The organism is Dactylosporangium sp. NPDC051485 (assembly GCF_040682015.1).
In the GTDB taxonomy this organism is placed as follows: domain Bacteria; phylum Actinomycetota; class Actinomycetes; order Mycobacteriales; family Micromonosporaceae; genus Dactylosporangium.
This window is the reverse complement of record NZ_JBFAZW010000093.1, coordinates 17,690-43,354: the sequence shown is the minus strand read 5'-3', so window position 1 is coordinate 43,354 and position 25,665 is coordinate 17,690. Positions and strand designations below refer to the sequence as shown.

General features: G+C 71.8%; 19 protein-coding genes and 1 rRNA gene. 12 read left to right on the top strand and 8 right to left on the bottom strand.

Translation table 11 applies throughout. The annotated features are described in order from the left end of the window. Window positions 1-91, top strand: a 5S ribosomal RNA gene (gene rrf / locus AB0M46_RS38465); the annotation flags it as partial. Between the two features lie 334 nt (window positions 92-425). Here rrf and AB0M46_RS38460 read toward each other — a convergent pair. Both AB0M46_RS38460 and AB0M46_RS38455 read right to left on the bottom strand, forming a co-directional pair. Further along, window positions 426-1,061, bottom strand: coding sequence for a hypothetical protein (locus AB0M46_RS38460; protein ID WP_363344519.1), 636 nt, complete (start codon window positions 1,059-1,061; stop codon window positions 426-428). A gap of 353 nt (window positions 1,062-1,414) precedes the next feature. Continuing rightward, the gene (locus tag AB0M46_RS38455) at window positions 1,415-2,386 is read right to left on the bottom strand and encodes a hypothetical protein (RefSeq protein ID WP_363344517.1); all 972 of its coding nucleotides are present in this window, start codon (window positions 2,384-2,386) and stop codon (window positions 1,415-1,417) included. 73 nt (window positions 2,387-2,459) lie between these two features. Between AB0M46_RS38455 and AB0M46_RS38450 the strand changes: the two genes are divergently transcribed. From AB0M46_RS38450 to AB0M46_RS38435, 4 genes are all read left to right on the top strand, one after another. After that, window positions 2,460-5,096: a valine--tRNA ligase gene (locus AB0M46_RS38450; protein WP_363344515.1), complete on the top strand. Its 2,637-nt coding sequence runs from the start codon at window positions 2,460-2,462 to the stop codon at window positions 5,094-5,096. A 67-nt stretch (window positions 5,097-5,163) separates the two neighbouring features. Further along, on the top strand, window positions 5,164-6,489 hold the full coding sequence (locus AB0M46_RS38445; protein ID WP_363344513.1) for a folylpolyglutamate synthase/dihydrofolate synthase family protein: 1,326 nt from the start codon (window positions 5,164-5,166) through the stop codon (window positions 6,487-6,489). Further along, a complete protein-coding gene (locus tag AB0M46_RS38440; RefSeq protein WP_363344511.1) occupies window positions 6,486-6,836 on the top strand; it encodes a DUF4233 domain-containing protein in 351 nt (116 codons plus the stop codon). Before AB0M46_RS38445 ends, AB0M46_RS38440 begins: the two co-directional genes overlap by 4 nt. After that, a complete protein-coding gene (locus tag AB0M46_RS38435) occupies window positions 6,836-7,843 on the top strand; it encodes a YafY family protein (RefSeq protein WP_363344509.1) in 1,008 nt (335 codons plus the stop codon). The genes AB0M46_RS38440 and AB0M46_RS38435 overlap by 1 nt, the downstream gene beginning before the upstream one ends. A gap of 149 nt (window positions 7,844-7,992) precedes the next feature. Here the strand turns inward: AB0M46_RS38435 and AB0M46_RS38430 are convergent, their stop codons facing one another. Further along, complete coding sequence (locus tag AB0M46_RS38430; protein WP_363344507.1) at window positions 7,993-10,449, bottom strand: VOC family protein; 2,457 nt, start codon at window positions 10,447-10,449, stop codon at window positions 7,993-7,995. 197 nt (window positions 10,450-10,646) lie between these two features. Between AB0M46_RS38430 and ndk the strand changes: the two genes are divergently transcribed. Beyond that, window positions 10,647-11,060, top strand: a complete 414-nt coding sequence (gene ndk / locus AB0M46_RS38425) for a nucleoside-diphosphate kinase (protein WP_363344505.1) — start codon at window positions 10,647-10,649, stop codon at window positions 11,058-11,060. Window positions 11,061-11,100: 40 nt separating this feature from the next. Here the strand turns inward: ndk and AB0M46_RS38420 are convergent, their stop codons facing one another. From AB0M46_RS38420 to AB0M46_RS38410, 3 genes are all read right to left on the bottom strand, one after another. Beyond that, on the bottom strand, window positions 11,101-11,799 hold the full coding sequence (locus AB0M46_RS38420; protein ID WP_363344503.1) for a lysophospholipid acyltransferase family protein: 699 nt from the start codon (window positions 11,797-11,799) through the stop codon (window positions 11,101-11,103). 106 nt (window positions 11,800-11,905) lie between these two features. Further along, window positions 11,906-12,757 (bottom strand): DMT family transporter, encoded by an 852-nt coding sequence (locus tag AB0M46_RS38415; protein ID WP_363344501.1) that lies wholly within the window; start codon window positions 12,755-12,757, stop codon window positions 11,906-11,908. After that, window positions 12,754-13,065, bottom strand: coding sequence for a hypothetical protein (locus AB0M46_RS38410; protein ID WP_363344499.1), 312 nt, complete (start codon window positions 13,063-13,065; stop codon window positions 12,754-12,756). Before AB0M46_RS38410 ends, AB0M46_RS38415 begins: the two co-directional genes overlap by 4 nt. 26 nt (window positions 13,066-13,091) lie before the next feature. Between AB0M46_RS38410 and AB0M46_RS38405 the strand changes: the two genes are divergently transcribed. Beyond that, window positions 13,092-13,697: an XRE family transcriptional regulator gene (locus AB0M46_RS38405; RefSeq protein WP_363344497.1), complete on the top strand. Its 606-nt coding sequence runs from the start codon at window positions 13,092-13,094 to the stop codon at window positions 13,695-13,697. On the opposite strand, the gene ileS is transcribed toward AB0M46_RS38405, so the two are convergent. Beyond that, on the bottom strand, window positions 13,694-16,804 hold the full coding sequence (gene ileS / locus AB0M46_RS38400; RefSeq protein ID WP_363344495.1) for an isoleucine--tRNA ligase: 3,111 nt from the start codon (window positions 16,802-16,804) through the stop codon (window positions 13,694-13,696). The two genes, AB0M46_RS38405 and ileS, sit on opposite strands and share 4 nt — an antisense overlap. 377 nt (window positions 16,805-17,181) lie before the next feature. Between ileS and AB0M46_RS38395 the strand changes: the two genes are divergently transcribed. Further along, entirely contained in the window at window positions 17,182-18,708 is a 1,527-nt protein-coding gene (locus AB0M46_RS38395; RefSeq protein WP_363344493.1) for a glycosyl hydrolase family 18 protein, read from the top strand. 158 nt (window positions 18,709-18,866) lie between these two features. Here AB0M46_RS38395 and AB0M46_RS38390 read toward each other — a convergent pair whose 3' ends face one another. Then, window positions 18,867-19,682, bottom strand: coding sequence for a hypothetical protein (locus AB0M46_RS38390; protein ID WP_363344491.1), 816 nt, complete (start codon window positions 19,680-19,682; stop codon window positions 18,867-18,869). A gap of 65 nt (window positions 19,683-19,747) precedes the next feature. On the opposite strand from AB0M46_RS38390, the gene AB0M46_RS38385 reads away from it, so the two are divergent. Genes AB0M46_RS38385 through AB0M46_RS38370 form a run of 4 tightly spaced genes read left to right on the top strand, consistent with a single transcriptional unit; the run spans window position 19,748 to window position 25,606 of the window. Beyond that, the gene (locus AB0M46_RS38385) at window positions 19,748-20,479 is read left to right on the top strand and encodes a beta-phosphoglucomutase family hydrolase (protein ID WP_363344489.1); all 732 of its coding nucleotides are present in this window, start codon (window positions 19,748-19,750) and stop codon (window positions 20,477-20,479) included. Beyond that, on the top strand, window positions 20,476-22,821 hold the full coding sequence (locus AB0M46_RS38380; protein WP_363344487.1) for a glycoside hydrolase family 65 protein: 2,346 nt from the start codon (window positions 20,476-20,478) through the stop codon (window positions 22,819-22,821). The genes AB0M46_RS38385 and AB0M46_RS38380 overlap by 4 nt, the downstream gene beginning before the upstream one ends. 15 nt (window positions 22,822-22,836) lie before the next feature. Further along, complete coding sequence (locus AB0M46_RS38375) at window positions 22,837-24,789, top strand: TIGR03960 family B12-binding radical SAM protein (protein ID WP_363344485.1); 1,953 nt, start codon at window positions 22,837-22,839, stop codon at window positions 24,787-24,789. Next, entirely contained in the window at window positions 24,782-25,606 is an 825-nt protein-coding gene (locus AB0M46_RS38370; protein ID WP_363344483.1) for a TIGR03936 family radical SAM-associated protein, read from the top strand. Before AB0M46_RS38375 ends, AB0M46_RS38370 begins: the two co-directional genes overlap by 8 nt. The last annotated feature ends 59 nt before the right edge of the window (window positions 25,607-25,665 follow it).

The following is a 25,665-nucleotide window of genomic DNA, read 5'->3' as shown; positions in this document are numbered from 1 at the left end:
GCCCGGTCCCATTCCGAACCCGGAAGCTAAGCCCTCCAGCGCCGATGGTACTGCACCCGAGAGAGTGTGGGAGAGTAGGACGCCGCCGGACAAACCTTCGCCAGGGGCCCCCAATTTATGGGGGCCCCTGATGCGTTTTCCGGGACCTGAAAACAGAGCGGCCGCCCCGGCGTGGGCGGCCGCTTTGCTGTTTGTCGGGCGAAGTTTGTGTCCAGGCGCGAGCAGCAGCGTCGAAGCCCGGCGATACGGGGGTGCGGGGCGAATCGCGGGCCCGCGCGGGCGGATAGGCAACGTCAGAAGGCGGGCGAGACGGGGCGGGGGCTCCTGCTCGACGGCGTCGGGGTCCACAGGATTGGGTAGACCGGCTATAAGAAGAAGCGGCCGGGTCCCGGTTGGGGGCGGCCGCTTGTTCGGGTTCGGGTCGATCAGGAGCGGTGTTCCACGGCGGAGCGCAGGTCCAGGATGGACTTCGCGGAGTCGGCGACCGAGCGGGACGAGAACAGGGCCACGCCCAGCGAGCCGTTGTCGGCCCAGCCGCAGACGGACAGGTCCGCGTCGTCGACCTTGGTCGCGCCGCAGCGGACCGTGCCGCCGAGGGAGTCGGCGTCGACGTCGTGCACGTCGCGGACGCCGCCGCTGTCGTCGGTCACCACGTCGAAGGCGGACTTCAGGGCGTCGGCGGGCTTCCAGATGCGGGCCGTGCCGGCGACCAGGATCGCGTCGGACTTGCCGTCGTGGTAGATCAGGCCGTAGCTGGTGTCGAGGTTGACCTTGGTGGCGATGGCGTCGCGGATGTACTCGGCGGTGTCCTTCGCGCCGGCGCTGGTGTCCAGCGTGAAGTTGCCGACCTTGGCCGGGGACTTGATCTCGGTGTCGCTCTGCCCCAGGACGCGGAAGACCGTGGGGCCGTAGATGACGCCGGAGATGAGCAGCGCCGCGGCCGCGATCGAGCCGGAGATGATGGCGACGCGCTTGAGACGGATGCGAGGGGCGGGGGCCTCCTCGGGCTCGTCCTCGTCGTAGGTGTACAGGCCGGCGGGACCGCCGTCGGGGTCGACCATCGGCGCACTGTAGCAAGCGACCCTGGGCGGTCGCCGGACAGTCGGCGGAGGGCAGATCGCCGCAGCTCAGCTGGGTCCTCCGGCGTATGGCGCGGAGAGCTCCGGCAATCGAGGGGCCGGGACGCGGGCAACGGCCGGGTGGCACGGGCCGGGCCGGACCCGGATCGAGCGGCTGGCCGGCGCCTCCTCGACGAGATGCCATGGTGGAGGCGCCAGCCGGTAGCCCGGAGCGGAGTTAGACCTGGCGGAACAGAGTTGAACGTGGCGGAGCAGGTGCGGGCCCGAGCCGGGCGACGGTTCAGGCGAGCGGGGTGGGTCCCGAGGCGAGGGACGGTTCGGGCGAGCGGGGTGGATCAGGAGCGGGTCTGGACGGCCTCGCGGATCTGGACGAAGAGCGGGGCGGCGTCGGCGGCGGAGCGGCCGAAGAAGACCACCATGCCGATGCTGCCGTGGTCGGCCCATGCGCACAGCGCGAACTTGGCGCCGGCCTCGGTGCTGGCCTTGCCGTCGGCGCACTTCACGGTGCCGCCCAGCTCGCCGGCGGGGTAGGAGGTGGCCGTGCCGACCGACGTCTTGCTGGCGGAGTTGCCGAAGCCCTTGAAGGCGTTGTCGACCTCGGAGCCCGGGGACAGGAACGTGCCGGTCGCGGCGACCACGACGACCAGCTGGTCGGTGTTGCCGCCGGCGGTGTACACGCCGGTGGCGACCTCTTCCAGGCCCTTGACGTCGCTACGCAGCGAGGACTCGGCGCTGTCGGACAGGGTGGTGGCGGAGTCGCCGGTCTCCTTGGTCAGGTCGCCGGGCAGGGTCGGGGGCGCGGCGACGTGGGCGTTGCCCTCCTTGATGAAGGGGTAGAAGTAGACGCAGGCGACCACGGCACAGACCAGGAGCACGGCGCCGACCACGGCCAGCGTGATCTTCAGGCCCTTGCCCTTCTTCGCCGGCGGCGGGGGCGGCGCGAAGGTGGGTTGGGGCGGCGGATAGCCGGGCTGCCCCATCGCGGGGGAGGCGGGCTGCGCCGACACCGGATAGCCGGGCTGGGCCGAGACGGGGTAGCCGCTGGGCGGGGCCGAGGTCGGATAGCCGACGCCGGGCTGGGCTGCGGCCGGGTAGCCAGCGCCGCGCTGGCCCGCGGCCGGGTAGCCGCCGCCGGGCTGGCCCGAGACCGGGTAGCCGGGCGCGGGCTGGGTGGCCGGCGGCGGGCCGTAGGGGCCCGGATTGTTGACCGGCGGGGGCGTGCCGAACTCTGGAGCCAGGTCGTACGACACGGGTCGGAACGGCTCCGAGCGCGGCTCGTCGTCCGGGTTTTGCGGCGGGTAGGTCACCGTCGATCAATCTCCTGAGTCAAGGGGCAAAGGCGAGCGTAGACCCCCTGCGCGACAGTTCTAGACTTTGCGTGTGACGGATACTCCACGCGCGGCGCAGGCAGCCCCGGCGCTCTCGGCTCAATATGCCCCCGGCGAGGTCGAGCAGCGGCGGTACGAGCAATGGGTAGCCGACGGTCTGTTCAAGGCGGACGCGTCCAGCGACAAGCCGCCGTTCACGATCGTATTGCCGCCGCCGAACGTCACCGGGTCGCTGCACATCGGGCACGCGCTCGACCACTCGGTGCAGGACGCGCTGACGCGGCGCAAGCGCATGCAGGGGTACGAGACGCTCTGGCTGCCCGGCATGGACCACGCCGGCATCGCCACGCAGAACGTCGTCGAGCGGCAGCTGGCCAGCGACGGCGTGTCGCGGCACGACCTCGGGCGTGAGGCGTTCGTCGAGAAGGTCTGGCAGTGGAAGGCCGAGTCCGGCGGCAAGATCCTGGGGCAGATGACCCGGCTCGGGGACTCGGTGGACTGGAGCCGCGAGCGGTTCACCATGGACGAGGGCCTGTCCCGGGCCGTGCTGACCATCTTCAAGCGGCTGTTCGACGACGGGCTCATCTACCGGGCCGAGCGGATCATCAACTGGTGCCCGCGCTGCCTGACGGCGCTGTCCGACATCGAGGTCGAGCACTCCGACGACGATGGCGAGCTCGTCTCCATCCGCTACGGCGACGGCGACAACGCGATCGTGGTGGCCACCACGCGGGCCGAGACGATGCTCGGCGACACCGCGGTGGCCGTGCACCCCGACGACGAGCGCTACAAGCACCTGGTCGGCACCGAGGTCGAGCTGCCCCTCACCGGGCGGCGGATCCCGATCGTGGCCGACCCGCACGTCGACCCGGCGTTCGGCACCGGCGCGGTCAAGGTGACCCCGGCGCACGACCCGAACGACTTTGAGATCGGGCAGCGCCACGACCTGCCGAGCCTGACCATCATGGACGAGCGCGGCGTGATCACCACGCACGGGCCGTTCCTGGGGCTGGACCGCTTCGAGGCCCGGCCGGCCGTCGTGGCCGCGCTGCGGGCCGAGGGGCGGATCGTGGCCGAGAAGCGGCCGTATGTGCACGCCGTCGGCCACTGCCAGCGGTGCAACACGACGGTGGAGCCGCGGCTGTCCCTGCAGTGGTTCGTGCGGACCGAGCCGCTGGCCCGGGCGGCCGGCGACGCGGTGCGCGACGGGCGGGTGCGGGTCGAGCCGCCGGAGCTCACGAAGCGGTACTTCGCCTGGGTCGACAACATGCACGACTGGTGCATCTCGCGGCAGCTGTGGTGGGGCCACCGGATCCCGGTCTGGTACGGGCCGAACGGCGAGCTCGTGTGCGTCGGCCCGGACGACGAGGTCCCCACCGGCGAGGGCTGGGTGCAGGACTCCGACGTGCTGGACACCTGGTTCAGCTCGGCGCTGTGGCCCTTCTCCACGCTCGGCTGGCCCGACGAGACGGCCGAGCTCGCCAAGTTCTATCCGACGAGTGTGCTCGTCACGGGGTACGACATCCTGTTCTTCTGGGTTGCCCGGATGATGATGTTCGGCCTCTACGCGATGGGCGGGCGGCAGCCCTTCGACGTGGTCATGCTGCACGGCATGGTCCGCGACCAGTACGGCAAGAAGATGTCGAAGTCGTTCGGCAACGTCGTCGACCCGCTGGACTGGATCGAGCGCTTCGGCGCCGACGCGACCCGCTTCACGCTGCTGCGCGGGGCCAACCCGGGCGCCGATGTGCCGGTGAGCGAGGAGTGGGTCCAGGGCGCGCGCAACTTCGCCAACAAGTTGTGGAACGCCACCCGCTACGGGCTGTCCAACGGCGCCACCGTCGAGGGTGAGCTGCCGACCGAGGGCCTGAGCACCGTCGACCGCTGGATCCTGTCCCGCCTGCAGCACGTCATCGGCGAGGTGGACCAGCAGTTCGAGGCGTTCGAGCTGGCCAAGGTGTGCGACACGCTCTACCACTTCGCGTGGGACGACGTCTGCGACTGGTACCTGGAGCTGACCAAGCCGGTCCTCACCGGCGACGACGAGGCGGCCAAGGCGGTCACCCGGCGGGTGCTCGGCCACGTGCTGGAGAGCCTGCAGCGGCTGCTGCACCCGATCATGCCGTTCGTCACCGAGGAGCTGTGGACGACGCTCACCGGCCGGCCGACCGTCGTGCGGGCCGAGTGGCCGAGCGCCGACAAGGAGCTCGTCGACGACGCCGCCGAGGGCGAGGTGGACAACCTGCAGCGGGTCGTCACCGAGGTCCGGCGGTTCCGCGCCGACCAGGGCGTGAAGCCGGCCCAGCGGGTGGTGGCCCGGCTCGAGGGGCTCGACGCCGCCGGGCTGGCCGCGCACGAGGGGCTCATCCGCTCGCTGGCCCGCCTCGACGCGCCCCGGCAGGGTCCGGACGGCACCGAGTTCGCGGCGACGGCGAAGCTGGCCGTCGGCGTCGGGGTCACCGTCGAGCTGGACACCCGCGGGGCGATCGACGTCGCCGCCGAGCGGGCCCGGCTCACCAAGGACAAGGTCGCGGCGGAGAAGGAGGCCGAGCAGTGCCGGGCCAAGCTCGGCAACCCGGCCTTCACCGACAAGGCGCCCGAGCCGGTGGTGGCGAAGATCCGCCAGCGGCTCGAGGCGGCCGAGGCCGACCTGACCCGCATCGCGGCGCAGCTGGAAGCGTTGCAGTGACCGGTCCGGAGCACCGGGCAGCTCAGCCCTCAGGTCGTGCCGCCGGCGAGCGCAGCGAGGAGGCGGCATGACCCGTTCTTTCAGTGAGATCGACCAGGAGCTGAACGCCCGCGGGTTCACCCGCATGGTGTTCGACCTGAGCCGCGTCGAGGGGCTGCTCGACACGCTCGGCAGCCCCCAGCGGGCGTACCCGTCGATCCACCTCACCGGCACCAACGGCAAGACGTCCACGGCCCGGATGATCGACTCACTGCTGCGGGCGCACGGGCTGCGCACCGGGCGGTACACCAGCCCGCACCTGCAGAGCATCACCGAGCGGATCAGCATCGAGGGCGAGCCGATCAGCGAGGAGAAGTTCGTCGAGGTGTACGAGGAGGTCGCGCCGCTGGCCGAGTTCCTCGACGCGCGCAGCGACGCGCCGCTGACGTACTTCGACATGACCACCGCGATGGCCTTCGCCGCGTTCGCCGACGCGCCCGTCGACGTGGCCGTGGTCGAGGTCGGCCTCGGCGGCGCGGACGACTCGACGAACGTGCTGCAGGCCCACACCACGGTCATCACGCCGGTCGGGCTCGACCACACCGAGTGGCTGGGCGACACGATCGAGGAGATCGCCTGGGCCAAGGCCGGCATCGTGCACAAGGGCTCGACGCTGATCTGCGCGCTGCAGCCCGAGGAGGCGATGCGCCCGATCCTGGAGCGCTGCGCCGAGGTGGGCGCGACGCTGGTCCGGGAGGGGCGCGACTTCGGCGTCGTGCACCGGGACCTGGCCGTCGGCGGGCAGGTGCTGACGCTGCAGGGGCTCTCCGGGACGTACGAGGGAATCTTCCTGCCTTTGCACGGTGAACACCAGGCGCAGAACGCGGCCGTCGCGCTCGCCGCCGTGGAGACGTTCCTGGGCGCCGGGGCCGGGCGGGCGCTCAACCCGGAGTCGGTGCGCGACGGCTTCGCCGGGGCCACCTCGCCCGGCCGGCTGGAGCGGATCCGCAACTCGCCGCCGATCCTGCTCGACGCCGCGCACAACGCGCACGGCATGGCGGCCACCGTGCGGGCGCTGACCGAGGAGTTCGCGTTCAGCGGGCTCGTCGCGGTCGTCGCGGCGCTCGCCGACAAGGACGTCGAGGGCATGCTCGAGCTGCTGGAGCCGATCACCGAGAGCATCGTGGTGACCCGCAACAGCTCGCCCCGGGCCATGTCGGCGGCGCAGCTCGGGGTGCTGGCCGAGGAGCTGTTCGGGGCCGATCGGGTGCACGTCGTGCCGAACCTGCCGGACGCCATCGACGCGGCCGTCACCCTCGCCGAGTCCGACAACGCCGTCCCCGGCACCGTCGGGATTCTCATCACCGGCTCGGTCGTGACCGTCGCCGACGCGCGCGGGCTGCTGAAGCGATGAGCGCGCCGGCGGGACTGAAGAACCCGGGCGCCGCCGTGCGCGGCGTCGGCGCGGCCGGCCTGGTCGTCGAGGGGGTCGTGCTGCTGCTGGCGCTGCTGCCGCTGGCGAAGCTCGGTCACGCCACCGGCGCCATCTGGATGTGCGGGGTCCTCGCCGTCGTGTGCTTCCTGCTCTGCGGGCTGCTCAAGCACTCGTGGGCGTGGATCGGCGGGCTGCTGGTGCAGGTCGCGCTGTTCGCCGGCGGGTTCCTGCACTGGTCGCTGATCGCCCTCGGCCTGGTCTTCGGCCCGGCCTGGCTGTACGCGCTGTACGTGCGCCGCTCGGTGTACGCGAACAAGCCCGACTGATGCGCGCGAGCCGGCTCCTGTCGACGCTGCTGCTGTTGCAGACCCGGGGCCGGCTCACCGCGCAGCAGATCGCGGACGAGCTCGAGGTGTCCGTCCGCACGGTGTACCGCGACATCGAGGCCCTGTCGGCCGCGGGCGTGCCCGTCTACGCCGACCGCGGCCCGGCCGGCGGCTTCCAGCTGCTCGACGGCTACCGGACCAGCCTCACCGGCCTCACCACCGACGAGGCGGCCGCGCTGCTGCTCGACGGCAGCGGCGCCACCGCGGGCGACCTCGGCCTCGGCCCGACGCTGGAGACGGCGCGGCTGAAGCTGCTGGCCGCCCTACCTGCGGAGCAGCGCACGACGGCCGGGCGCATCCAGGAGCGCGTGCACGTGGACGCGCCCGGCTGGTTCCGCGACCCGGAGGCGCCCCCGCACCTCGACGCCATCGCGACGGCGGTCTGGCAGGAGCAGAAGATCCGGATTCGGTACCGCAAGTGGGACCAGACCCCGGTCGAGCGCACCCTGGAGCCGCTCGGCCTGGTCCTCAAGGGCATCGCGTGGTACCTCGTGGCCCGCGGCCGGACGCGGGTCAACGCCTACCGGATCGCCCGCGTCGACGGGGTGGAGCTGCTCGACGCCGCCTTCGAGCGCCCGGAGGGCTTCGACCTGCGGCGATACTGGCTGGAGTGGTCCGAGCGGCTGCAGGAGACCCTCTACAGCGGGGGTTCGGCGACGGTACGGCTGGCCCCGCGCGCCGTCGACCTGTGGTGGCTGCTCGGCCCCGTCGCCTCGCGGGCCCTGCGGGAGACCGGCGCGCCCGACCCGTCCGAGCCCGGCTGGGTGCGCGCGGTCGTGCCGATCGAGTCCTTCGAGCACGCGCGGATCGACTTTGGCCGCTTCGGGCCCGACCTGGAGGTGCTGGAGCCGGTGGAACTGCGCGCGCTGATGCGCTCCGATGCCGCGGAGACGCTGCGCCGGTACTCGGCTGACCCGGTAGAGCGAGCCGACCAGGTTGAGCGATAAGTCGGGCGCTGGCGCGCCGCGACTTATCGGATTTATACCCCGGCGGGCGATGTGTCCGTTTAATGGCAAGCTTTGAGGCAGATCGATCTTTCGGGGCAGAATCGATCTTTCGGGGCAGATCGGTACATAAGGCGCGGCTGGACGTGGGACTACCGGCGCAGTTCCCAACGGGTCAGGGCGATGGCGTGGCCGTCGGGGTCGCGGAAGGTCGCCGAGCACAGCTCGAGCTGCTCGCCCTGCGGCACCACCCTCGGCCGGTGCACGAAGTCGACGCCCTGCTCGCGCAGCCGCTCGTAGGCCTCGTACACGTCCGGCACGTCGAGGTTGAGGTGGACCACCCGGCGGTCGACCGGCGGCATGTCGGCGACCCGGCGCAGCACCACGCGGGCCGTGCCGGTCTTCAGCACCGCGCTCGTCTCGCCGCTGTCCAGCTCGGTGAGGCCGAGCGTGTCGCGGTAGAAGCGCCGGGAGCGCTGCAGGTCGGAGACGATGAGCGTGATGCTCACGCCGTTGATCTCGTCCAGCGGCATGGCCGGGCGGCGGGGGCCCGTGGCCTCCAGGAACTCCGCGACCGCCCCCTCGGCCAGCGGCTGCTCCTCCAGTTGGTCCTCGGGCGGCAGGTAGTGCTCGGTGGCGTACGGGTCGGGGGTCACCGCCGGCTCGTCGTCCTCGTCGGCCGGGTCCGGCGGCGGGGTGCGCACGATCGGCGGGGCGCTGTAGAGGCCGGCGCCGACCGGGGCCGGGCCGTGGCCGTTGCCGCCCCAGGCCGAGCCGAGCGGCTGCGGCGGCTCCTCGATCTCGGCCCGCGGCTCCGGTTCGGGCCACAGATCGAGGTCAGGGTCCGGTTCGGGCTCGTCGTCGGCCAGCTCGCCCTCGATGACCGGGTGCTCCGGGCGGCCGAGGCGCGCGGGAGGCTGCTCCGACTCGCGGTCCGGGTAGAACAGCACCGGGGCGGGCTCGATGTCCTTCGACTCCGGGAAGATGACGACCGGGCCGGGCTCCGGGATCGTGTACTCCTCCGGGTCCGCGGTCGCGGCCGGTGGCTCGGCATAGTCGGCGGTGTAGGTCGCCCGGGGCTCGTCGTAGGGCTCGGTATACGGCTCGGCGGCGGGCTCGGTATATGGCTCGGCGGCGGGATCGGTGTACGGCTCGGCGGCGGGCTCGAGCAGGCTCGCCGGTGGTTCGTCCGGCGGTTCCGTGGTCGGGCGGGGGTGGCCGGGGCGGCTGCGGCGGACGCGGTCGTGGGCGCTCGGGCGCGGGTACGGGCTCGGGCGGCGGTGGGCGCCGCCGGGCCTCGGGGTGGAGCGCAGCCGCATGATGATCGGCTCGTCCTCCTCGCCGATGATCGTCTGGCCGGCCTGGTCGGGGCGCTCATCGGCATCGACCTCGACATCGGCCACGGGCTCGTCCGCGGCCGCTGCTTCGGCTGGGCTCGCGGCCTCCGTCGTCTCGGTCTTCGGGGCTTCCTCGACCTCCGGGGCTTCCTCGGCCGTCGGGACGAACTGGGCCTTCGCTTCCGGGACGGCCTCCGCCTCGGCGATAGCCTCCGTCTCCGCTGCGGCCCCGGCCTCCGTTTCCGGGATGGCCTGCGCCTCGGCGGAAGCCTCTGTCTCCGTGATAGCCCGCGCCTCCGCGGAGGCCTCTGACTCCGTCTCGGCGACCGCCTCCGTCTCCGGGATGGCCCGCGCCTCCGCGGAGGCCTCTGACTCCGTCTCGGCGACCGCCTCCGTCTCCGGGATGGCCCGCGCCTCCGCGGAGGCCTCCGACTCCGTCTCCGCGACAGCCTCCGCTTCCGGGACGACCGCGGCCTCCGGGGTGTCGGGGCCCTCGTGAGGCTGGGGCTGGGGCTCGGTTGCGGTGAAGGCGTAGGCGTCGGCGGACTGCGGGGCGAGCGAGGTGGCGCCAAGGGGGCCGGCCGGGCGGTGCGCCAGGTCGGCGCCCGCGTGCCTCGGCCGGGGCCGCGGGCGGGTCGCGCGGCGCGCGGCGGGCGGGATCTGCTCCGCCGGGGCGTCGGCCACGGCGGTCCCGGTGCGGGCGGCCGAGTGGGCGCCGACGGGCTCGTCGAGGCCGTCGTCGATCGGGGGAAGGTTGGGCAGCGTCGGGGTGTCGTCCGGCGGGACGCGGGTGCCCTGGGCCGGCGGGCGGTAGTAGTCGTCGCCGTCGGCGGAGTAACCGGTCTCGTCGGCCCCGTCGAAGGGTGACTCGTGCAGGTCCTCGGCCATGACCTCCTGGTAGGTCTGCACGCGGTCCCAGAGCACGGTGAACTTGCGCGGGGCGCCCTTGAGCACCCGCACCGGCAGGACGGCGCCCGGCTCGGGCCACTTCTCCAGCGGGATGGCCGGGTCGGTGCCGGTGACCGTGACGCCCCGGATGCCGGTCGCCTTGATGGTCAGCTTGAGCCGGGCGCGGGCCGTGCGGCCTTCCGAGGTGGGCCGAGGCGTGACGTCCTCGACTTGGGCGGTGCCCTGGACGTACAGCCGGACCTTGTTCCGCGAGTTCAGCACCATGATCATGACGGGCCCGGCGGCGGCGACGATCACGCCGAGCGCAATGACCAGGTTGTTCGTCATGCCCAGGCCGCAGAAGGCCAAGAAGCTGCCGATCACGATCAGCAGCAGTATGACCAGAGTCCGGCTGTCAGACGAAGACGCGCGGTTGCTGGACGGCAAGTCGACCTCCCCAGACGACTGACATCAGGCTATGCCCGATCATTCCCGAAACGGAAGTCTGAGGCACCCTGGCGGGATGCGCGTCGTGACGCTCGGTAGGCTTCGGGCAGTACCGTGAATCTTGGAGGATCCTCGTGTCCGAGCGCACGCTCGTTCTCATCAAGCCCGACGCCGTTCGCCGCGGCCTGGTGGGCGAGATCATCGGCCGGCTGGAGCGCAAGGGCCTGACCATCGCGGCGATGACCCTGCGCACGATGGACGTGGCGCTGGCCGACCAGCACTACGCGGAGCACGTCGAGCGGCCGTACTACCCGGCGCTGCGGGACTTCATGACCAGCGGCGAGCTGGTCTCCCTGGTCGTCTCCGGCGACGAGGCGATCACGGTGGTCCGCACCCTGATCGGCGCCACCGACGGCCGCAAGGCGGCCCCGGGCAGCATCCGCGGTGACCTCTCCCTGTCCAACCGAGAGAACCTGGTCCACGCATCCGACTCGCCGGACAGCGCGAAGCGCGAGATCGGCCTGTGGTTCCCCGAGCTGACCCTCTGACGGCAGCCGACGGGGCGCGCTGAGATCTGCCGAAAGAGCGCTACTCGGTGGGCTCGGCGAGTTGGTCGGGGCGCTTGGGTGCGTAGCGGCCCACGTACTCCTGCCCCGTAAGCTGCTGGATCGCGTTCATGAGCTTCAGCGTGACCTCGCGCAGGGCCCGGCTGTCGACCTCGCCGCCGCCCTGCCACTGGCTCAGGTCCAGCGGCTCGCCGAAGCGGACCTCGACCTTCGGGCCCAGCCTGGGCAGCGAGGTGCCGATCGGCATGACCTGGTCGAAGCCCATCAGGCCGACGGGGATGATCGGGGCCGGCGCGTCCAGGGCGAGCTTGGCCACGCCGGGGCGGCCGCGGTAGAGGCGGCCGTCGGTCGAGCGGGTGCCCTCGGGGAAGATGCCCAGCACGTGCCCGGCGCGCAGCACGGGCAGGGCGGCGTCCAGCGCCAGGAGGCTGGCCCGGCCGCCGGAGCGGTCCACCGGGATCTGGTTCAGGCCGTACATGATGTGGCGCATCATGGTGCCCTTGAGGCCCGGGCCGATGAAGTACTGGTCCTTGGCCAGGAAGTACACGTTGCGGGGGGCCACCGACCCCAACATCACCGAGTCGAGGACGGACTGGTGGTTGCTGGCGAGGATCGCCGGGCCATCCTTCGGGACGTTGTCCAGGCCGGTGATCTTCGGATGCCACAGGATCTTGAGCATGGGTGCGATCGTCATCTTGCCGACCGCATAGAGCGCGGACAAATGCCCTCCACCGGCTCAACTGGACACTGCCGCCACACTCTAACGGCCGCGCACGGCTGGGGCGGCCAGAGAGGTTCACAAAGGTGGGCAACACCACCCACGGCTCCTACGATGCCACAAGCACCAGGGCGGCCGCGGCCAGGCCCAGGCCGGCCAGCTGCACGAGGCGCAGGCGCTCCCGATCGACGAGCATGGCCAGCAGCACCGTGGAAACGGGATAGAGCGCGGCGATGGGCGCGATGATGCTGAGGTCCCCGCGGTCGACGGCCAGCAGATAGAGCGCGTTGGCGCTCATGTCCAGCGCACCGGCCACCACGACCCAGCGGGCCGAGGGGCCGGCCGGGCGGGCGGCACCCGCACGCAGGCGCCGCACGAGCAGCGGCGCGCCGAGGGCGATCGCGGCCGCCTGGGCGCCCGCGATCGGCCACAGCCCGGCGTGTCCGCCGGTCCGGGACAGGCACGTGAAGAACAGGCCGAACGCGGCACCGGACAGCAGCGCGAGGCCGACCAGCCGGCCGGTGACCCGGCCCGCGGAACCGGTCCCGGCACCACCGCCGGCCGCGCTGACCAGGCCGATCGCCACGACCGCGCAGGCCGCGCCGGTGAGCGCGAGGGCGCCCGGGCGCTCGCCGGTGGCCAGGCCGAAGGCGACCGGCAGCAGGGCGGCCGTCACGGCGCTGACCGGGGCGACGATCGCCATCGCCCCGCCGGCCAGGGCGCGGTAGAAGACGAACATGCCGAGCGCGCCGAGCACGCCGGCGGCGGCGCCCCAGGCCAGCGTGCGGGGGTGCACGGGTGCGGGGAGCAGGACGAGGTACAGCGCCAGCAGCGGCACGCTCGCGGCCTTCGACAGCACCACGACGAGCAGCGAGTCGGCCTTCTGGCTCGCCTTTCCGCCGGCGAAGTCGCCGACCCCCCACACGAGCCCCGACAGCGCTGCGAGAACGATCCCGATCATGAAGGCCGGTCCTCGCTGCCGATCGGGACGGCGAAGCGGATGCGCACCGCGTTGTGGGCGTCGATCAGGCGGTTGACCGACGGCAGGTCGCCGCGGGCGGCCCGCTTGCGCAGCGCTCCAGCCGGGCGCAGGCTGCGCCGGGGCTTGGCGCCGAACCGGTGTGGCGCGCTCAGGTCGCCGGCCGCCTCGCGCGGCAGCGGCGGGTCGCCGGGGCCGTTGCGTGGCCCGTCGGCCAGGATCGGAAAGACGGTAGCCTCGTGGCCCACGGGGCGGCACGGGTCGAGTACATCGTCGGCGGCGGCGAACACGCCATACTCGTATCACAATAATGACCGTGAAGGAAAATATGTTGACCGACCGGGAGCGGGACGCGCAGGCCGCGATCGCGCGGCAGGTGAAGGGCCTGCGCCAGGGGCGGCGGTGGTCGCTGGACGAGCTGGCCGCCCGCTCGGGCGTCAGCAAGGGCATGCTCGTGCAGATCGAGGGGGCCCGCACCAACCCGAGCATCGGCACGCTGTGCCGGGTGGCCGAGTCGTTCGGGGTCAGCATCGGGCGGCTGCTGGAGGCCGAGCCCGAGCCGGTGGTGAAGATCGTCGCGGCGGACGAGCCGGCGGTGCTGTGGCGCGGGCCGAAGGGCGGGGCCGGGCGGCTGCTGCGCGGCGTGAACGATCCCGCGTTCGTCGAGGTCTGGGACTGGCGGATGGCGCCGGGGGAGGAGCACGACTCCGGCGACCACGCGCCGCGCACCCGCGAGATCATCCACATTCGCCGGGGTGAGCTGGAGATCACCGTCGACGCCGCGGTCTACGCCGCGAAGCCCGGCGAGACCATCGACTTCCCGGCGGACCGCCCCCACGGCTACCGGAACACCGGCGCGGTGGAGGCGGTCCTCACGATGGTGGTGGTCATGCCCACCGGGGAGCACGACCGGAGGCGCTAGACGGGCGTCACCGAAACCTTGACCCGGTCGCCCTCGCCAACCTCGCCGCCGAAGCCGTCGACCAGGGTGCCCAGCTCGACCGAGTTGGCCAGGGTCTCGCCGGCCACGAAGGCCGAGTGGGCGCCCAGCGCCTCGGCGACCGCGGACGGGCCGTCGACCACGACCACGATCCGGTCCGACACGTTGAGGTCCGCGTCGCGGCGGGCCTGCTGGATCACCCGGACCAGGTCGCGGGCCAGGCCCTCGGCGGCCAGCTCCGGGGTCACCGTGCTGTCGAGCACGACCACGCCCTCGCCGCCGGGCAGCGGCGCCGACTGGGTCGGGTCGGCGGCCACGAGCTTGAGGTCGTACTCGCCCTCGTGCAGCTCCACCCCGCCCGCGACCACCGTGTCGCCGGTGCGGCCCCAGTCGCCGGCCTTCACCGCCTTGATGACCTGCTGCACGTCCTTGCCCAGCCGGGGGCCGAGCACCCGCGGTACCAACGTCAGCACCGGCGTGCAGTGGGCCGCCACGTCGCCGGTGAACTCGACCGCCTTGACGTTCACCTCGTCGGCGACGAGCGCCGCGAAGGGCCGCAGGGCCTCCGCGTTCGGCGTGGCCACGGTGAGCGTCTGCAGCGGCAGGCGCACCCGCAGGCCGCGGGCCTTGCGCAGGGACAGCGCGGCCGAGCACACGTCGCGCACGGCGTCCATGTCGGCCACCAGATCGTGGTCGGCCGGGAACTGCTCCGCCGACGGCCAGTCGGTCAGGTGCACCGAGCGCTCGCCGGTCAGGCCGCGGTAGATCTCCTCCGCGGTCAGCGGCGTGAGCGGGGCCACCACCTGGGCCAGCGTGGAGAGCACCGTGTAGAGGGTGTCGAACGCGTCGTGGTCGCCGGACCAGAAGCGGTCCCGCGAGCGGCGCACGTACCAGTTGGTGAGCGCGTCGAGGTAGGCCCGCACGGTGCCGCACGCGCCGGAGATGTCGTAGGCGTCCAGCTGCCGCTCGACGGTGGACACCAGCTCGCCGGTCTTGGCCAGCACGTACCGGTCCAGCAGGTCGGTGCTGTCGGTGCGCCGCCGCGCGGTGTAGCCGTCGGCGTTGGCGTACAGCGAGAAGAAGTACCACACGTTCCACAGCGGCAGCAGGACCTGGCGCACGGCGTCGCGGATGCCGGTCTCCGTCACCGGCATGTCGCCGCCGCGCAGCACCGGGGAGGAGACCAGGAACCAGCGCATGGCGTCCGAGCCGTACTCGTCGAACACCCGGTAGACGTCCGGGTAGTTGCGCAGGCTCTTGGACATCTTGCGGCCGTCCTCGCCCAGCAGGATGCCGTGGCTCACGCAGTTGTTGAACGCCGGGCGGTCGAACAGCGCGGTGGCCAGCACGTGCATGGTGTAGAACCAGCCGCGGGTCTGCCCGATGTACTCCACGATGAAGTCGCCCGGGTAGTGGTGCTCGAACCAGTCGGCGTTCTCGAACGGGTAGTGCACCTGCGCGAAGGGCATCGAGCCGGACTCGAACCAGCAGTCCAGCACCTCCGGCACCCGGCGCATGACGGACTGCCCGGTCGGGTCGTCCGGGTTGGGCCGGGTCAGGTTGTCGATCTCGGGCCGGTGCAGGTCGGTCGGGCGCACGCCGAAGTCGCGCTCGAGCTCGTCGAGCGAGCCGTAGGTGTCGATGCGGGGGTACTGCGGGTCGTCGGACTTCCACACCGGGATCGGCGAGCCCCAGAACCGGTTCCGGCTGATCGACCAGTCGCGGGCGTTGCCCAGCCACTTGCCGAAGGAGCCGTCCTTGATGTGCTCCGGCGTCCAGGTGATCTGCTGGTTGAGCTCCACCATCCGGTCACGGAAGGCGGTCACCTGGACGAACCAGGAGGACACCGCCTTGTAGACCAGCGGGGTGTCGCAGCGCCAGCAGTGCGGGTAGGAGTGGGTGTACGAGTCGTGGCGCACCACCACGCCGGCCGCCTTGAGGTCGCGGATCACCGGCTTGTTGGCCTCGAAGACCTGCAGCCCCTGGTACGGCGGCACGAGCGAGGTGAACCGCGTGTGCTCGTCGACGGTCACCACCGTCGGGATGTCCACCGACGCGCAGGCGTTCTGGTCGTCCTCGCCGAACGCGGGCGCCATGTGCACCACGCCGGTGCCGTCCTCGGTGGTCACGAAGTCGGCCCCGATGACCTGGAAGGCGTTGGGGGTGTCGGCGAGGAAGTCGAACAGCGGCGTGTAGCGGCGCCCGACCAGCTCGGCGCCGGCCACCGAGCCGACCCGCTCGGCGCCGGCCAGCTCCTTCTCGTAGGCGGCGACCCGCGAGTCGGCCAGGATGAAGCGCTGCCCGTCCTCCTCGAACACCGCGTACTCGATCTCGGGGCCGACCGCGATGGCCAGGTTGGACGGCAGGGTCCACGGCGTGGTCGTCCAGACCAGGATCTTCTCGCCGGTCTCCAGCTGGAAGGCCACGGTCAGGGCCGGGTCCTGCCGGTCGCGGTAGACGTCGTCGTCCATGCGCAGCTCGGTGTTGGACAGCGGGGTCTCACAGCGCCAGCAGTACGCCAGCACCCGGAAGCCCTCGTAGACCAGGCCCTTGTCGTAGAGGGTCTTGAAGGCCCACATGACGCTTTCCATGTAGTCCAGGTCGAGCGTCTTGTAGTCGTTGGTGAAGTCGACCCAGCGGGCCTGGCGGGTGACGTACCGCTCCCACTCGCTGGTGTAGCGCAGCACCGACTCCTTGGTGGCCGCGTTGAACTTGTCGACGCCGAGCTGGAGGATCTCCGCCTTGGTCGTGATGCCCAGCTGCTTCTCGGCCTCGACCTCGGCGGGCATGCCGTGGCAGTCCCAGCCGAAGCGGCGCTCGACGCGGAAGCCCTTCATGGTCTTGTACCGCGGAACGACGTCCTTGGCGTAGCCGGTCAGCAGGTGACCGTAGTGCGGCAGCCCGTTGGCGAACGGGGGCCCGTCGTAGAACACGAACTCGTTCGCGCCGTTCTCGCCGGCCGGGCGCTGGTCCACCGAGGCCTGGAACGTCCCGTCGCCGGACCAGTAGTCCAGGACCTCGCGCTCGACTTCGGGGAGGCTCGGGCTCGCCGGGACGCCGGTGCCCGCGCGGTGCATCGGGTAGGCCATCGGTGGTCAATCTCCTCGCGTGGTCGGTTGTCTCGACTCCACGCGGGGACGAACCGGTCGCCCGATCCGCGGTACCACCCCGCTTGCCGCCGTGGTGGTGCGCCCGGCGGCCGCTCGTTGGCCGGCTGTCACGGGCCGGTACCCGTCCGGTTCTACTGGGCCACCTGAGCGGCCGTTCTTCCGGAGGCTCGCCGGTGATGGCCGGGTCGACGCCTGTACCACAGATGGTAGCGCGCTCCCGGAACCTGTTTTCGGGGGAGCCATAAGAAATAGTAAACAAACCTTGACATTAAATTCGGGCGCGTGTTTCGTGGAGAGCACGTCGACGCCCATCGACGTGTCACGCACCCCCTGTTCGGTCCAACCTGGAGCGTTCCATGCGTCCACGCCACATCACCCTGCTCGCGGGGACCGGCGCGGCAGCACTGACCCTCGCCGGGGTCGTGCTCGCCATGCCCGCGTCGGCCGCCGAGTTGATCGCCAACCCGAGCTTCGAGACCGGCACGACGTCCGGCTGGACCTGCGAGTCCGCCTCGGTCACGTCCGGGTCCGCCCACACCGGCACCTACAAGCTCGCCGGGACCCCCGGCAGCACCACCGCCCAGTGCTCGCAGACGGTGTCGGTCCAGCCCAACACGAAGTACACCTTCTCGGGCTTCGTCAACGGCTCCTACGTCTTCATCGGCGTCACCGGCGGGGTCGACGCCAGCACGTGGACGCCCGGCACCGGCGGCGCCTACGCGAACCTGTCGGTCGCGTTCACCACCGGCGCGACCCAGACGTCGGCCACCGTCTACGTGCACGGCTGGTACGGCCAGCCCGCCTACACCGCCGACGACTTCTCGCTCAACGGCCCGGGCGGCAACCCGACCACGATCGAACCGACGACCCCGTCGGCCTCGCCGTCGAAGTCCGCGTCGGCCTCGCCGTCGGCGTCCCCGTCCAAGTCGCCCTCGTCGTCGCCGTCGGCCTCGCCGAGCACGTCGCCGACCAACCCGGGCGGCGGGCTGCCGAAGCACTTCCTGACCGGCTACTGGCAGGACTTCGTCAACCTGGCCACGCCGCTGCGGCTGCGGGACACGCCGGCCAACTACGACCTCATCGCGGTCGCCTTCGCCACCGCCACCGGCACCCCCGGCGGCCTGGCCTTCAGTGTCGACTCCGGGCTGTCCAACACGCTCGGCGGCTACAGCGACGCCGACTTCAAGGCCGACATCGCCACGATGCACTCGCGGGGCAAGAAGGTCATCCTCTCCGTCGGCGGCGAGACCGGCACGGTGAGCGTCGGGGACGCCAACTCGGCGACGAACTTCGCCAACTCGGCGTACTCGATCATGCAGAACTACGGCTTCGACGGCATCGACATCGACCTGGAGAACGGGCTCAACCCGACGTACATGGGCCAGGCCCTGCGCTCGCTGCGGTCCAAGGCCGGCGCGAACCTGATCATCACGGTGGCGCCGCAGACGATCGACATGCAGTCGACCGGCAGCGGCTACTTCGCGCTGGCGCTCAACATCAAGGACATCCTGACGGTCGTCCACACGCAGTACTACAACTCCGGCAGCATGCTCGGCTGCGACCAGCAGCAGGCGTACTCGCAGGGCACGGTCAACTTCATGACCGCCCTGGCCTGCATCCAGCTGGAGAACGGGCTGCGCCCGGACCAGGTGGCCCTGGGCCTGCCGGCCGGCACCGGCGCGGCGGGCGGCGGCGTGGTCTCCCCGGCGCTGGTCAACCAGGCGCTGGACTGCCTGGCCGTCGGCACCAACTGCGGCACGTTCAAGCCGCCGCACACCTACCCGGGCATCCGCGGCGCGATGACCTGGTCGATCAACTGGGACGTGAAGAACGGCAACGGCTTCGCCAACACGATCAAGCCGCACCTGGCCACGCTGCCGTAAGCAGAGACTTTCCTCCACCAACACGGCTCCGGAGGATCGGGTGTTCCCAGCACCCGGTCCTCCGGAGCCATTTTCGCGCGCGACGCGATCACCCAGCGGCGGTGAGGGTCCCGCCGGCCGCGGTACCTAGCCTCGGTGTGGCAGGCGGACGTCAGTGACTAGCCGCGGGTGACGATCGCCGCGCGGATGCTCTGCATCGAGGTGGAGGCGGCCTCGACGGACTTGCCGGCGAAGACCGCGATCGCGATCACCCCGTGGTCGGCCCAGCCGCAGACGGTGGCGGCGCGGCCGTCGAGGCGGGACGCGGCGCAGCGCTGCTCGCCGCCGAGCAGGCCCGGGTCGACCTCGCGGATGCGCTGCACCTGGATCTTGGTGCCGAGCTTGCGCAGGCTGGCGTCGAGGTCGCGGGCCGGGTTGGTGATGAACCGGGTGGCCCCGAACACGAGGATCTTCGCGCGGCCGTCGGTCGTGTCCTGGTACGCCACCGTGAACCCGGACTCGTCGAGGTGCCCCGAGGTCAGCGACGCCTGCAGCTGCTCGGCGGTCTTCCTCGCGGCGGCGTCGTCGACCTTGGTCAGCCCGGCCACGCCGGCGTCGACGTTCACCGAGGCCGGGTACTGCACCCACCACGGCCGCGCCCACGCGTAGGAGCCGCCGCAGCAGCCCGCGCACAGCAGGAACATGATCAGCAGGACCCAGGGCCACCTGCGCCGCCTGCGCTTCTGGAACTGCCACGGCGGCGGGATGGGGCCGGGACGGTAGCCGGGTGGCAGCTTGCCGTGACCGGGCGGTGGGACCGGGACGTACTCCACCCGCGCCGGGAGGTCGAGCGTGCGGGGCTGCACCGGCAGGTCGAGGGTGTCCTCCCACTGGCGGCGCCGGCGGGAGCCGTCGGACGGCACGGAGGCCGAGCCGATCCACGTCGCAGGAGCCGGCTGCCGCTGGGTCGGCGGCTCGTCCTCCGGTTGTGTCACAGCTGAAGGCTAACGACCCCGTGCACGCCGCGCAGAGTTCGCTCTGCGGCGATAACGTCGCAGGAGTGCTGGGTCTACCGGATCACGTGAGCGCGTGCCTGTTCGATCTCGACGGTGTGCTGACCCCTACGGCGGTCATCCACAACAAGGCCTGGACCGCGACGTTCGACGAGTTCCTGCGGGCCAGGAGCCTGCCGGGCTTCGACCCGGTCCACGACTACAACGACTACGTCGACGGCAAGCCCCGCGAGGCGGGCGTCCGCGACTTCCTGAGCTCCCGGGGCATCACGCTGCCGGAGGGTACGGCGGACGACCCGCCGGACGCCCAGACCGTCAACGGGCTGGGTAACCGCAAGAACGCGCTGCTGCTGAAGCTGCTGGAGGAGGGCGGGCTGCAGCCGTACCCGTCCTCGGCGCGGTACCTGCGCCGGGCCGAGGAGGCGGGGCTGCGCCGGGCGGTGGTCAGCTCCAGCGCCAACACGCTGCAGGTCATCACCTCGACCGGGCTGGATCGGTACCTCGAGGCCCGGGTCGACGGGATCACCATCCGCGAGCGCGGGCTCAAGGGCAAGCCGGCCCCCGACACCTTCCTCGAGGCGGCCCGCGAACTGGGCGTCGAGCCCGCCCGCGCGGCGGTCTTCGAGGACGCCCTGGCCGGGGTCGCGGCCGGGCGGGCCGGCGGGTTCTTCGTGGTGGGCGTCGACCGGGTCGGCGGCGAGCACGCCGCGGACCTGCGGCGCAGCGGCGCCGACGTGGTGGTACCGGATCTCGGGCAGCTATTGGAGGAGCGGTCGTGAGCACCTTCCCCGTGGAACCGTGGGCCGTGCGCGAGACGCGGCTCGACCTCGACGCCCTCGGGCAGACCGAGTCGCTGTTCGCCCTGGCCAACGGGCACATCGGGCTGCGCGGCAACCTGGACGAGGGCGAGCCGTTCGGGCTGCCCGGCACCTACCTCAACTCCTTCTACGAGGAGCGGCCGCTGCCGTACGCCGAGGCCGGCTACGGCTTCCCGGAGGAAGGGCAGACGATCCTCAACGTCACCAACGGCAAGGTCTTCCGGCTGCTGGTCGACGACGAGCCCTTCGACGTGCGCTACGGCAACCTGGTCTCCCACGAGCGGGTGCTCGACCTGCGGGCCGGCACCCTGCTGCGCGACGTGGAGTGGATCTCGCCGGCCGGGCAGCAGGTCAAGGTGCGCACGGTCCGTCTGGTCTCGCTCGAGCAGCGCTCGGTGGCCGCCTTCCTCTACGAGGTCGAGCCGGTCGCCGCGCCGGCCCGGGTGATCGTGCAGTCCGAGCTGGTGGCCAACGAGGACGTGCCGGCGCCGAGCAAGGACCCGCGGGTCTCCGCCGCGCTCGGGCACGCGCTCGTCGCCGAGGGGCACTACGCCAACGAGCTCAACGCGCAGCTGCTGCACCGGACCAACGCCAGCCTCCTGCGCCTCGGCGCCGAGATGGACCACGAGGTCGAGGCGCCGGTGCCGGTGCGCTCGCACACCGAGGCCACCGACGACTGGGCCCGCACCACGTTCGCCTGCGAGCTGCAGCCCGGGCAGCGGCTGCGGATCGTGAAGTACCTCGCCTACGGCTGGTCCAGCCAGCGCTCCCGGCAGGCGATCCGCGACCAGGTGCACGGCGCGATCGCCGGTGCCCGCCTCGGCGGCTGGGAGGGGCTGGTCAAGGCCCAGCGGACCTACCTCGACCGGTTCTGGGCGCAGGCCGACGTCGAGGTCGACGGCGACGGCGAGATCCAGCAGGCGGTCCGCTTCGCGCTGTTCCACCTCATGCAGGCCGGCGCGCGGGCCGAGGCGCGGCCGATCGCGGCCAAGGGGCTCACCGGCCGCGGCTACGACGGGCACGTCTTCTGGGACACCGAGAGCTTCGTGCTGGCGGCGCTGACGTACACCCACCCCCAGGTCGCCCGGGACGGGCTGAGGTGGCGCCACGACACGCTCGACCTGGCCCGGGACCGGGCCCGCCAGCTGGGACTGAAGGGGGCCGCCTTCCCCTGGCGCACGGTCCGCGGGCAGGAGTGCTCGGCCTACTGGCCGGCCGGCACCGCGGCCTTCCACGTCAACGCCGACATCGCCGCCGCCGTGGTCCGCTACGTGCAGACCACCGGGGACGCCCAGTTCGAGGCCGACTACGGGCTGGAGCTGCTGGTGGAGACCGCCCGGCTGTGGCGCTCGCTCGGCCACCACGACCGGCACGGGCTGTTCCACATCGACGGGGTGACCGGGCCCGACGAGTACAGCGCGATCGCGGACGACAACATCTACACGAACCTCATGGCGCAGCTCAACCTGCGCGCGGCCGCGGACGCCGCGGAGCGGCACCCGGAGCGCGCCCGCACCTTCGGCATCGACGACGAGGAGATCTCCTCGTGGCGCGACGCGGCGGCGAACGTGCACCTGCCCTACGACCATGAGCTGGGCGTTCACCAGCAGTCGGTCAACTTCACGGTGCACCAGGAGTGGGACTTCGACAACACGCCGCCGGAGGACTACCCGCTGCTGCTGCACTACCCGTACTTCGACCTGTACCGCCGCCAGGTGGTCAAGCAGGCCGACCTCATCCTGGCCATGCACTGGCGCGGCGACGCGTTCACGCCGCAGGAGAAGGCCCGCAACTTCCACTACTACGACGAGCGCACGGTCCGCGACTCCTCGCTGTCGGCGTGCACGCAGGCGGTGCTGGCGGCCGAGGTCGGTCACACGGAGCTGGCCTACGACTACCTCGGCGAGGCGGCCTTCGTCGACCTGTACGACCTGCAGCACAACGCGGGCGACGGGGTGCACATGGCCTCGTTGGCCGGCACCTGGCTGGCCCTGGTGGCCGGCTTCGGCGGCATGCGCGACTACGGCGGCGAGCTGTCCTTCGTGCCGCGGCTGCCGGGCCAGCTCAACCGGCTGCGGTTCGCCGTCACGATCCACGGCGACGTGCTGCGCGTCACGGTCGAGCACGGGCAGGCGACGTACCAGGCCGACCAGGGCGAGATCACGCTGCGCCACCACGGCGAGGAGGTCGTCGTCCGGGCCGGCGAGCCCGTCACGCTGCGCATTCCCCCGCCGCACCCGGCCACCCCGCCCCCGGCACAGCCCCGTGGGAGGGCGCCGCATCGTCGCCAGCGGGAGGGATAGGTACCCTGGTTATCCGTGAGTGTGACGAGCGTCTTCCCGCAACTCGAGCGACTGCTGCCACGGATCAGTAAGCCGATCCAGTACGTCGGCGGTGAGCTCGGTGCGGTCGTGAAGGACTGGGACGCCGTTACGGTGCGGTGGGCGCTGTCGTATCCGGACGCCTACGAGGTCGGCCTGCCCAACCAGGGCGTGCAGATCCTCTACGAGGTGCTCAACGAGCAGCCCGACGTGCTCGCCGAGCGCACCTATGCGGTGTGGCCCGACCTCGAGGCGCTCATGCGCGCCGAGGGTGTGCCGCAGTTCACGGTGGACGCGCACCGGCCGGTCGCCGCGTTCGACCTGTTCGGCATCTCGTTCGCCACCGAGCTCGGCTACACCAACATGCTCACCATGCTCGACCTTGCCGGCATCCCGCTCGACGCGCGCGAGCGGGACGGCCGGCACCCGATCGTGGTCGCCGGCGGTCACGCCGCCTTCAACCCGGAGCCGATCGCCGACTTCATCGACGCCGCCGTGCTCGGCGACGGCGAGGAGGCGGTCCTGGAGATCACCGGGATCGTCCGCGAGTGGAAGGCCGAGGGCGCGCCCGGCGGCCGCGACGAGCTGCTGCTGCGCCTGGCCCGGACCGAGTCGGTGTACGTGCCGCGCTTCTACGACGTCGGCTACCTGCCGGACGGGCGCATCCAGCGCGTCGTGCCGAACCGGGCCGACGTGCCCTTCCGCGTGCACAAGCGGACCACGATGGACCTCGACGCGTGGCCGTACCCGAAGAAGCCGCTGGTGCCGCTGGCCGAGACGGTCCACGAGCGCTACGCGGTGGAGATCTTCCGCGGCTGCACCCGGGGCTGCCGCTTCTGCCAGGCGGGGATGATCACGCGGCCGGTCCGCGAGCGCTCGATCACGACCGTGGGGCAGATGGTCAAGGAGGGGCTGGAGTTCTCCGGCTTCCACGAGGTGGGGCTGCTGTCGCTGTCCTCGGCGGACCACTCCGAGATCGGCGACATGTGCTCGGGGCTGGCGCAGCAGTACGAGGGGACGAACGTCTCGCTGTCGCTGCCCTCGACCCGGGTCGACGCGTTCAACGTGACACTGGCCCAGGAGCTCTCCCGCAACGGGCGGCGCACCGGCCTCACCTTCGCGCCGGAGGGCGGCTCGGAGCGGATCCGCCAGGTGATCAACAAGATGGTCACCGAGGAGGACCTGATCCGCACGGTGGTCACGGCGTACAGCAACGGCTGGCGCCAGGTGAAGCTGTACTTCATGTGCGGCCTGCCCACCGAGACCGACGACGACGTGCTGCAGATCGCCAAGCTCGCGCACGAGGTGATCCGGGCCGGCCGGTCCGCCACCGGGTCGCGGGACATCCGCTGCACGGTCTCCATCGGCGGTTTCGTGCCCAAGCCGCACACCCCCTTCCAATGGGCCCCCATGGAGGAGCCGGAGGTCATCGACCGGCGGCTCAAGGCCCTCAAGGAGGCCATCAACGCCGACCGGTCGCTGGGCAAGGCGATCGGCTACCGGTACCACGACGGCGAGCCCTCGCAGGTGGAGGGCCTGCTCAGCCGGGGCGACCGGCGCGTCGGCGCGGTGATCCGCCGGGTCTGGGAGCAGGGCGGGCGCTTCGACGGCTGGTCCGAGCACTTCTCCTACGCCCGCTGGGTCGGCGCGGCGGCCGAGGTGCTGCCGGAGTTCGGCGTCGACCTGGCCTGGTTCACCACCCGCGAGCGGGAGCAGCACGAGGTCCTGCCCTGGGACCACCTGGACTCCGGGCTGGACAAGGACTGGCTCTGGCAGGACTGGCAGGACGACTGCCGCTGGACGCCGTGCTTCGACTGCGGCGTCTGCCCGAGCCAGGACACCGAGATCCAGATCGGGCCCACGGGGCGCAAGCTCCTGCCGCTCACCCCCGTCGCCGGCCTGCGGGTGCCCAGCGCTGCTGCTGGAACTGCCGAGGCGAACCATGGCTAAGCGCCAGCCCGAGAGCAACCAGGACCCCGTCGTGCAGCGGATCCGGCTGCGGTACGCCAAGCGGGGCCCCCTGCGGTTCACCTCCCACCGCGACTTCGCCCGGGCCTTCGAGCGGGCGCTGCTGCGGGCCAACGTGCCGATCGCCTACTCCCAGGGCTTCACCCCGCACCCGAAGGTCTCCTACGCCAGCGCCGCGCCGACGGGGGTGGCCAGCGAGGCGGAGTACCTGGAGATCGGCCTGCGGGCCGTGGTCGAGCCGGACCGGCTGCGGGTGGCGCTCGACGCCGCCCTCTCGCCCGGCCTCGACGTGCTCGAGGCGGTCGAGTCGCCGCTCACCGGCGGGGGCAGCCTCGCCGACCGGATCGACGCCTCGGCATGGCGGATCGAGCTGCCCGGCGTGTCGGCGCACGACGCCACGGAGGCCATCCGCGCGTTCCTCGACGCCCCCGAGGTGCTCGTCGAACGCCTCACCAAGCAGGGTCGACGGACCTTCGACACGCGCGCCGCGGTGGTGTCGCTGGCCTGTTCCGATCTTGAAGTTCTGTCGGATTCCGCTCCCGGGGACGTACCTTCCGAGGTCACTGACACACCGTGTGCGATACTCGACCTTGTCGTGCGGCAGGTAACCCCGACCGTGCGACCCGACGATGTGCTGTCCGGTCTGCGCGTTGTGGCCGACCTGGAGCCGCCGGTTCCGCCCCGTGCGACCCGACTGGCTCAGGGAGTGCTGACCGAGCAGGGTGGGCTCGTCGATCCGCTCGCCCAGTCTGGCGAGGTGGATCGGCCGGCGGCCGTCGTGGGGACTTCGTCGCTGTAGACGACGGGTGACCCGCCAGGTGGCGGGCCGCTGGTCGCCGGGCGCGAGGTTGGCAGACT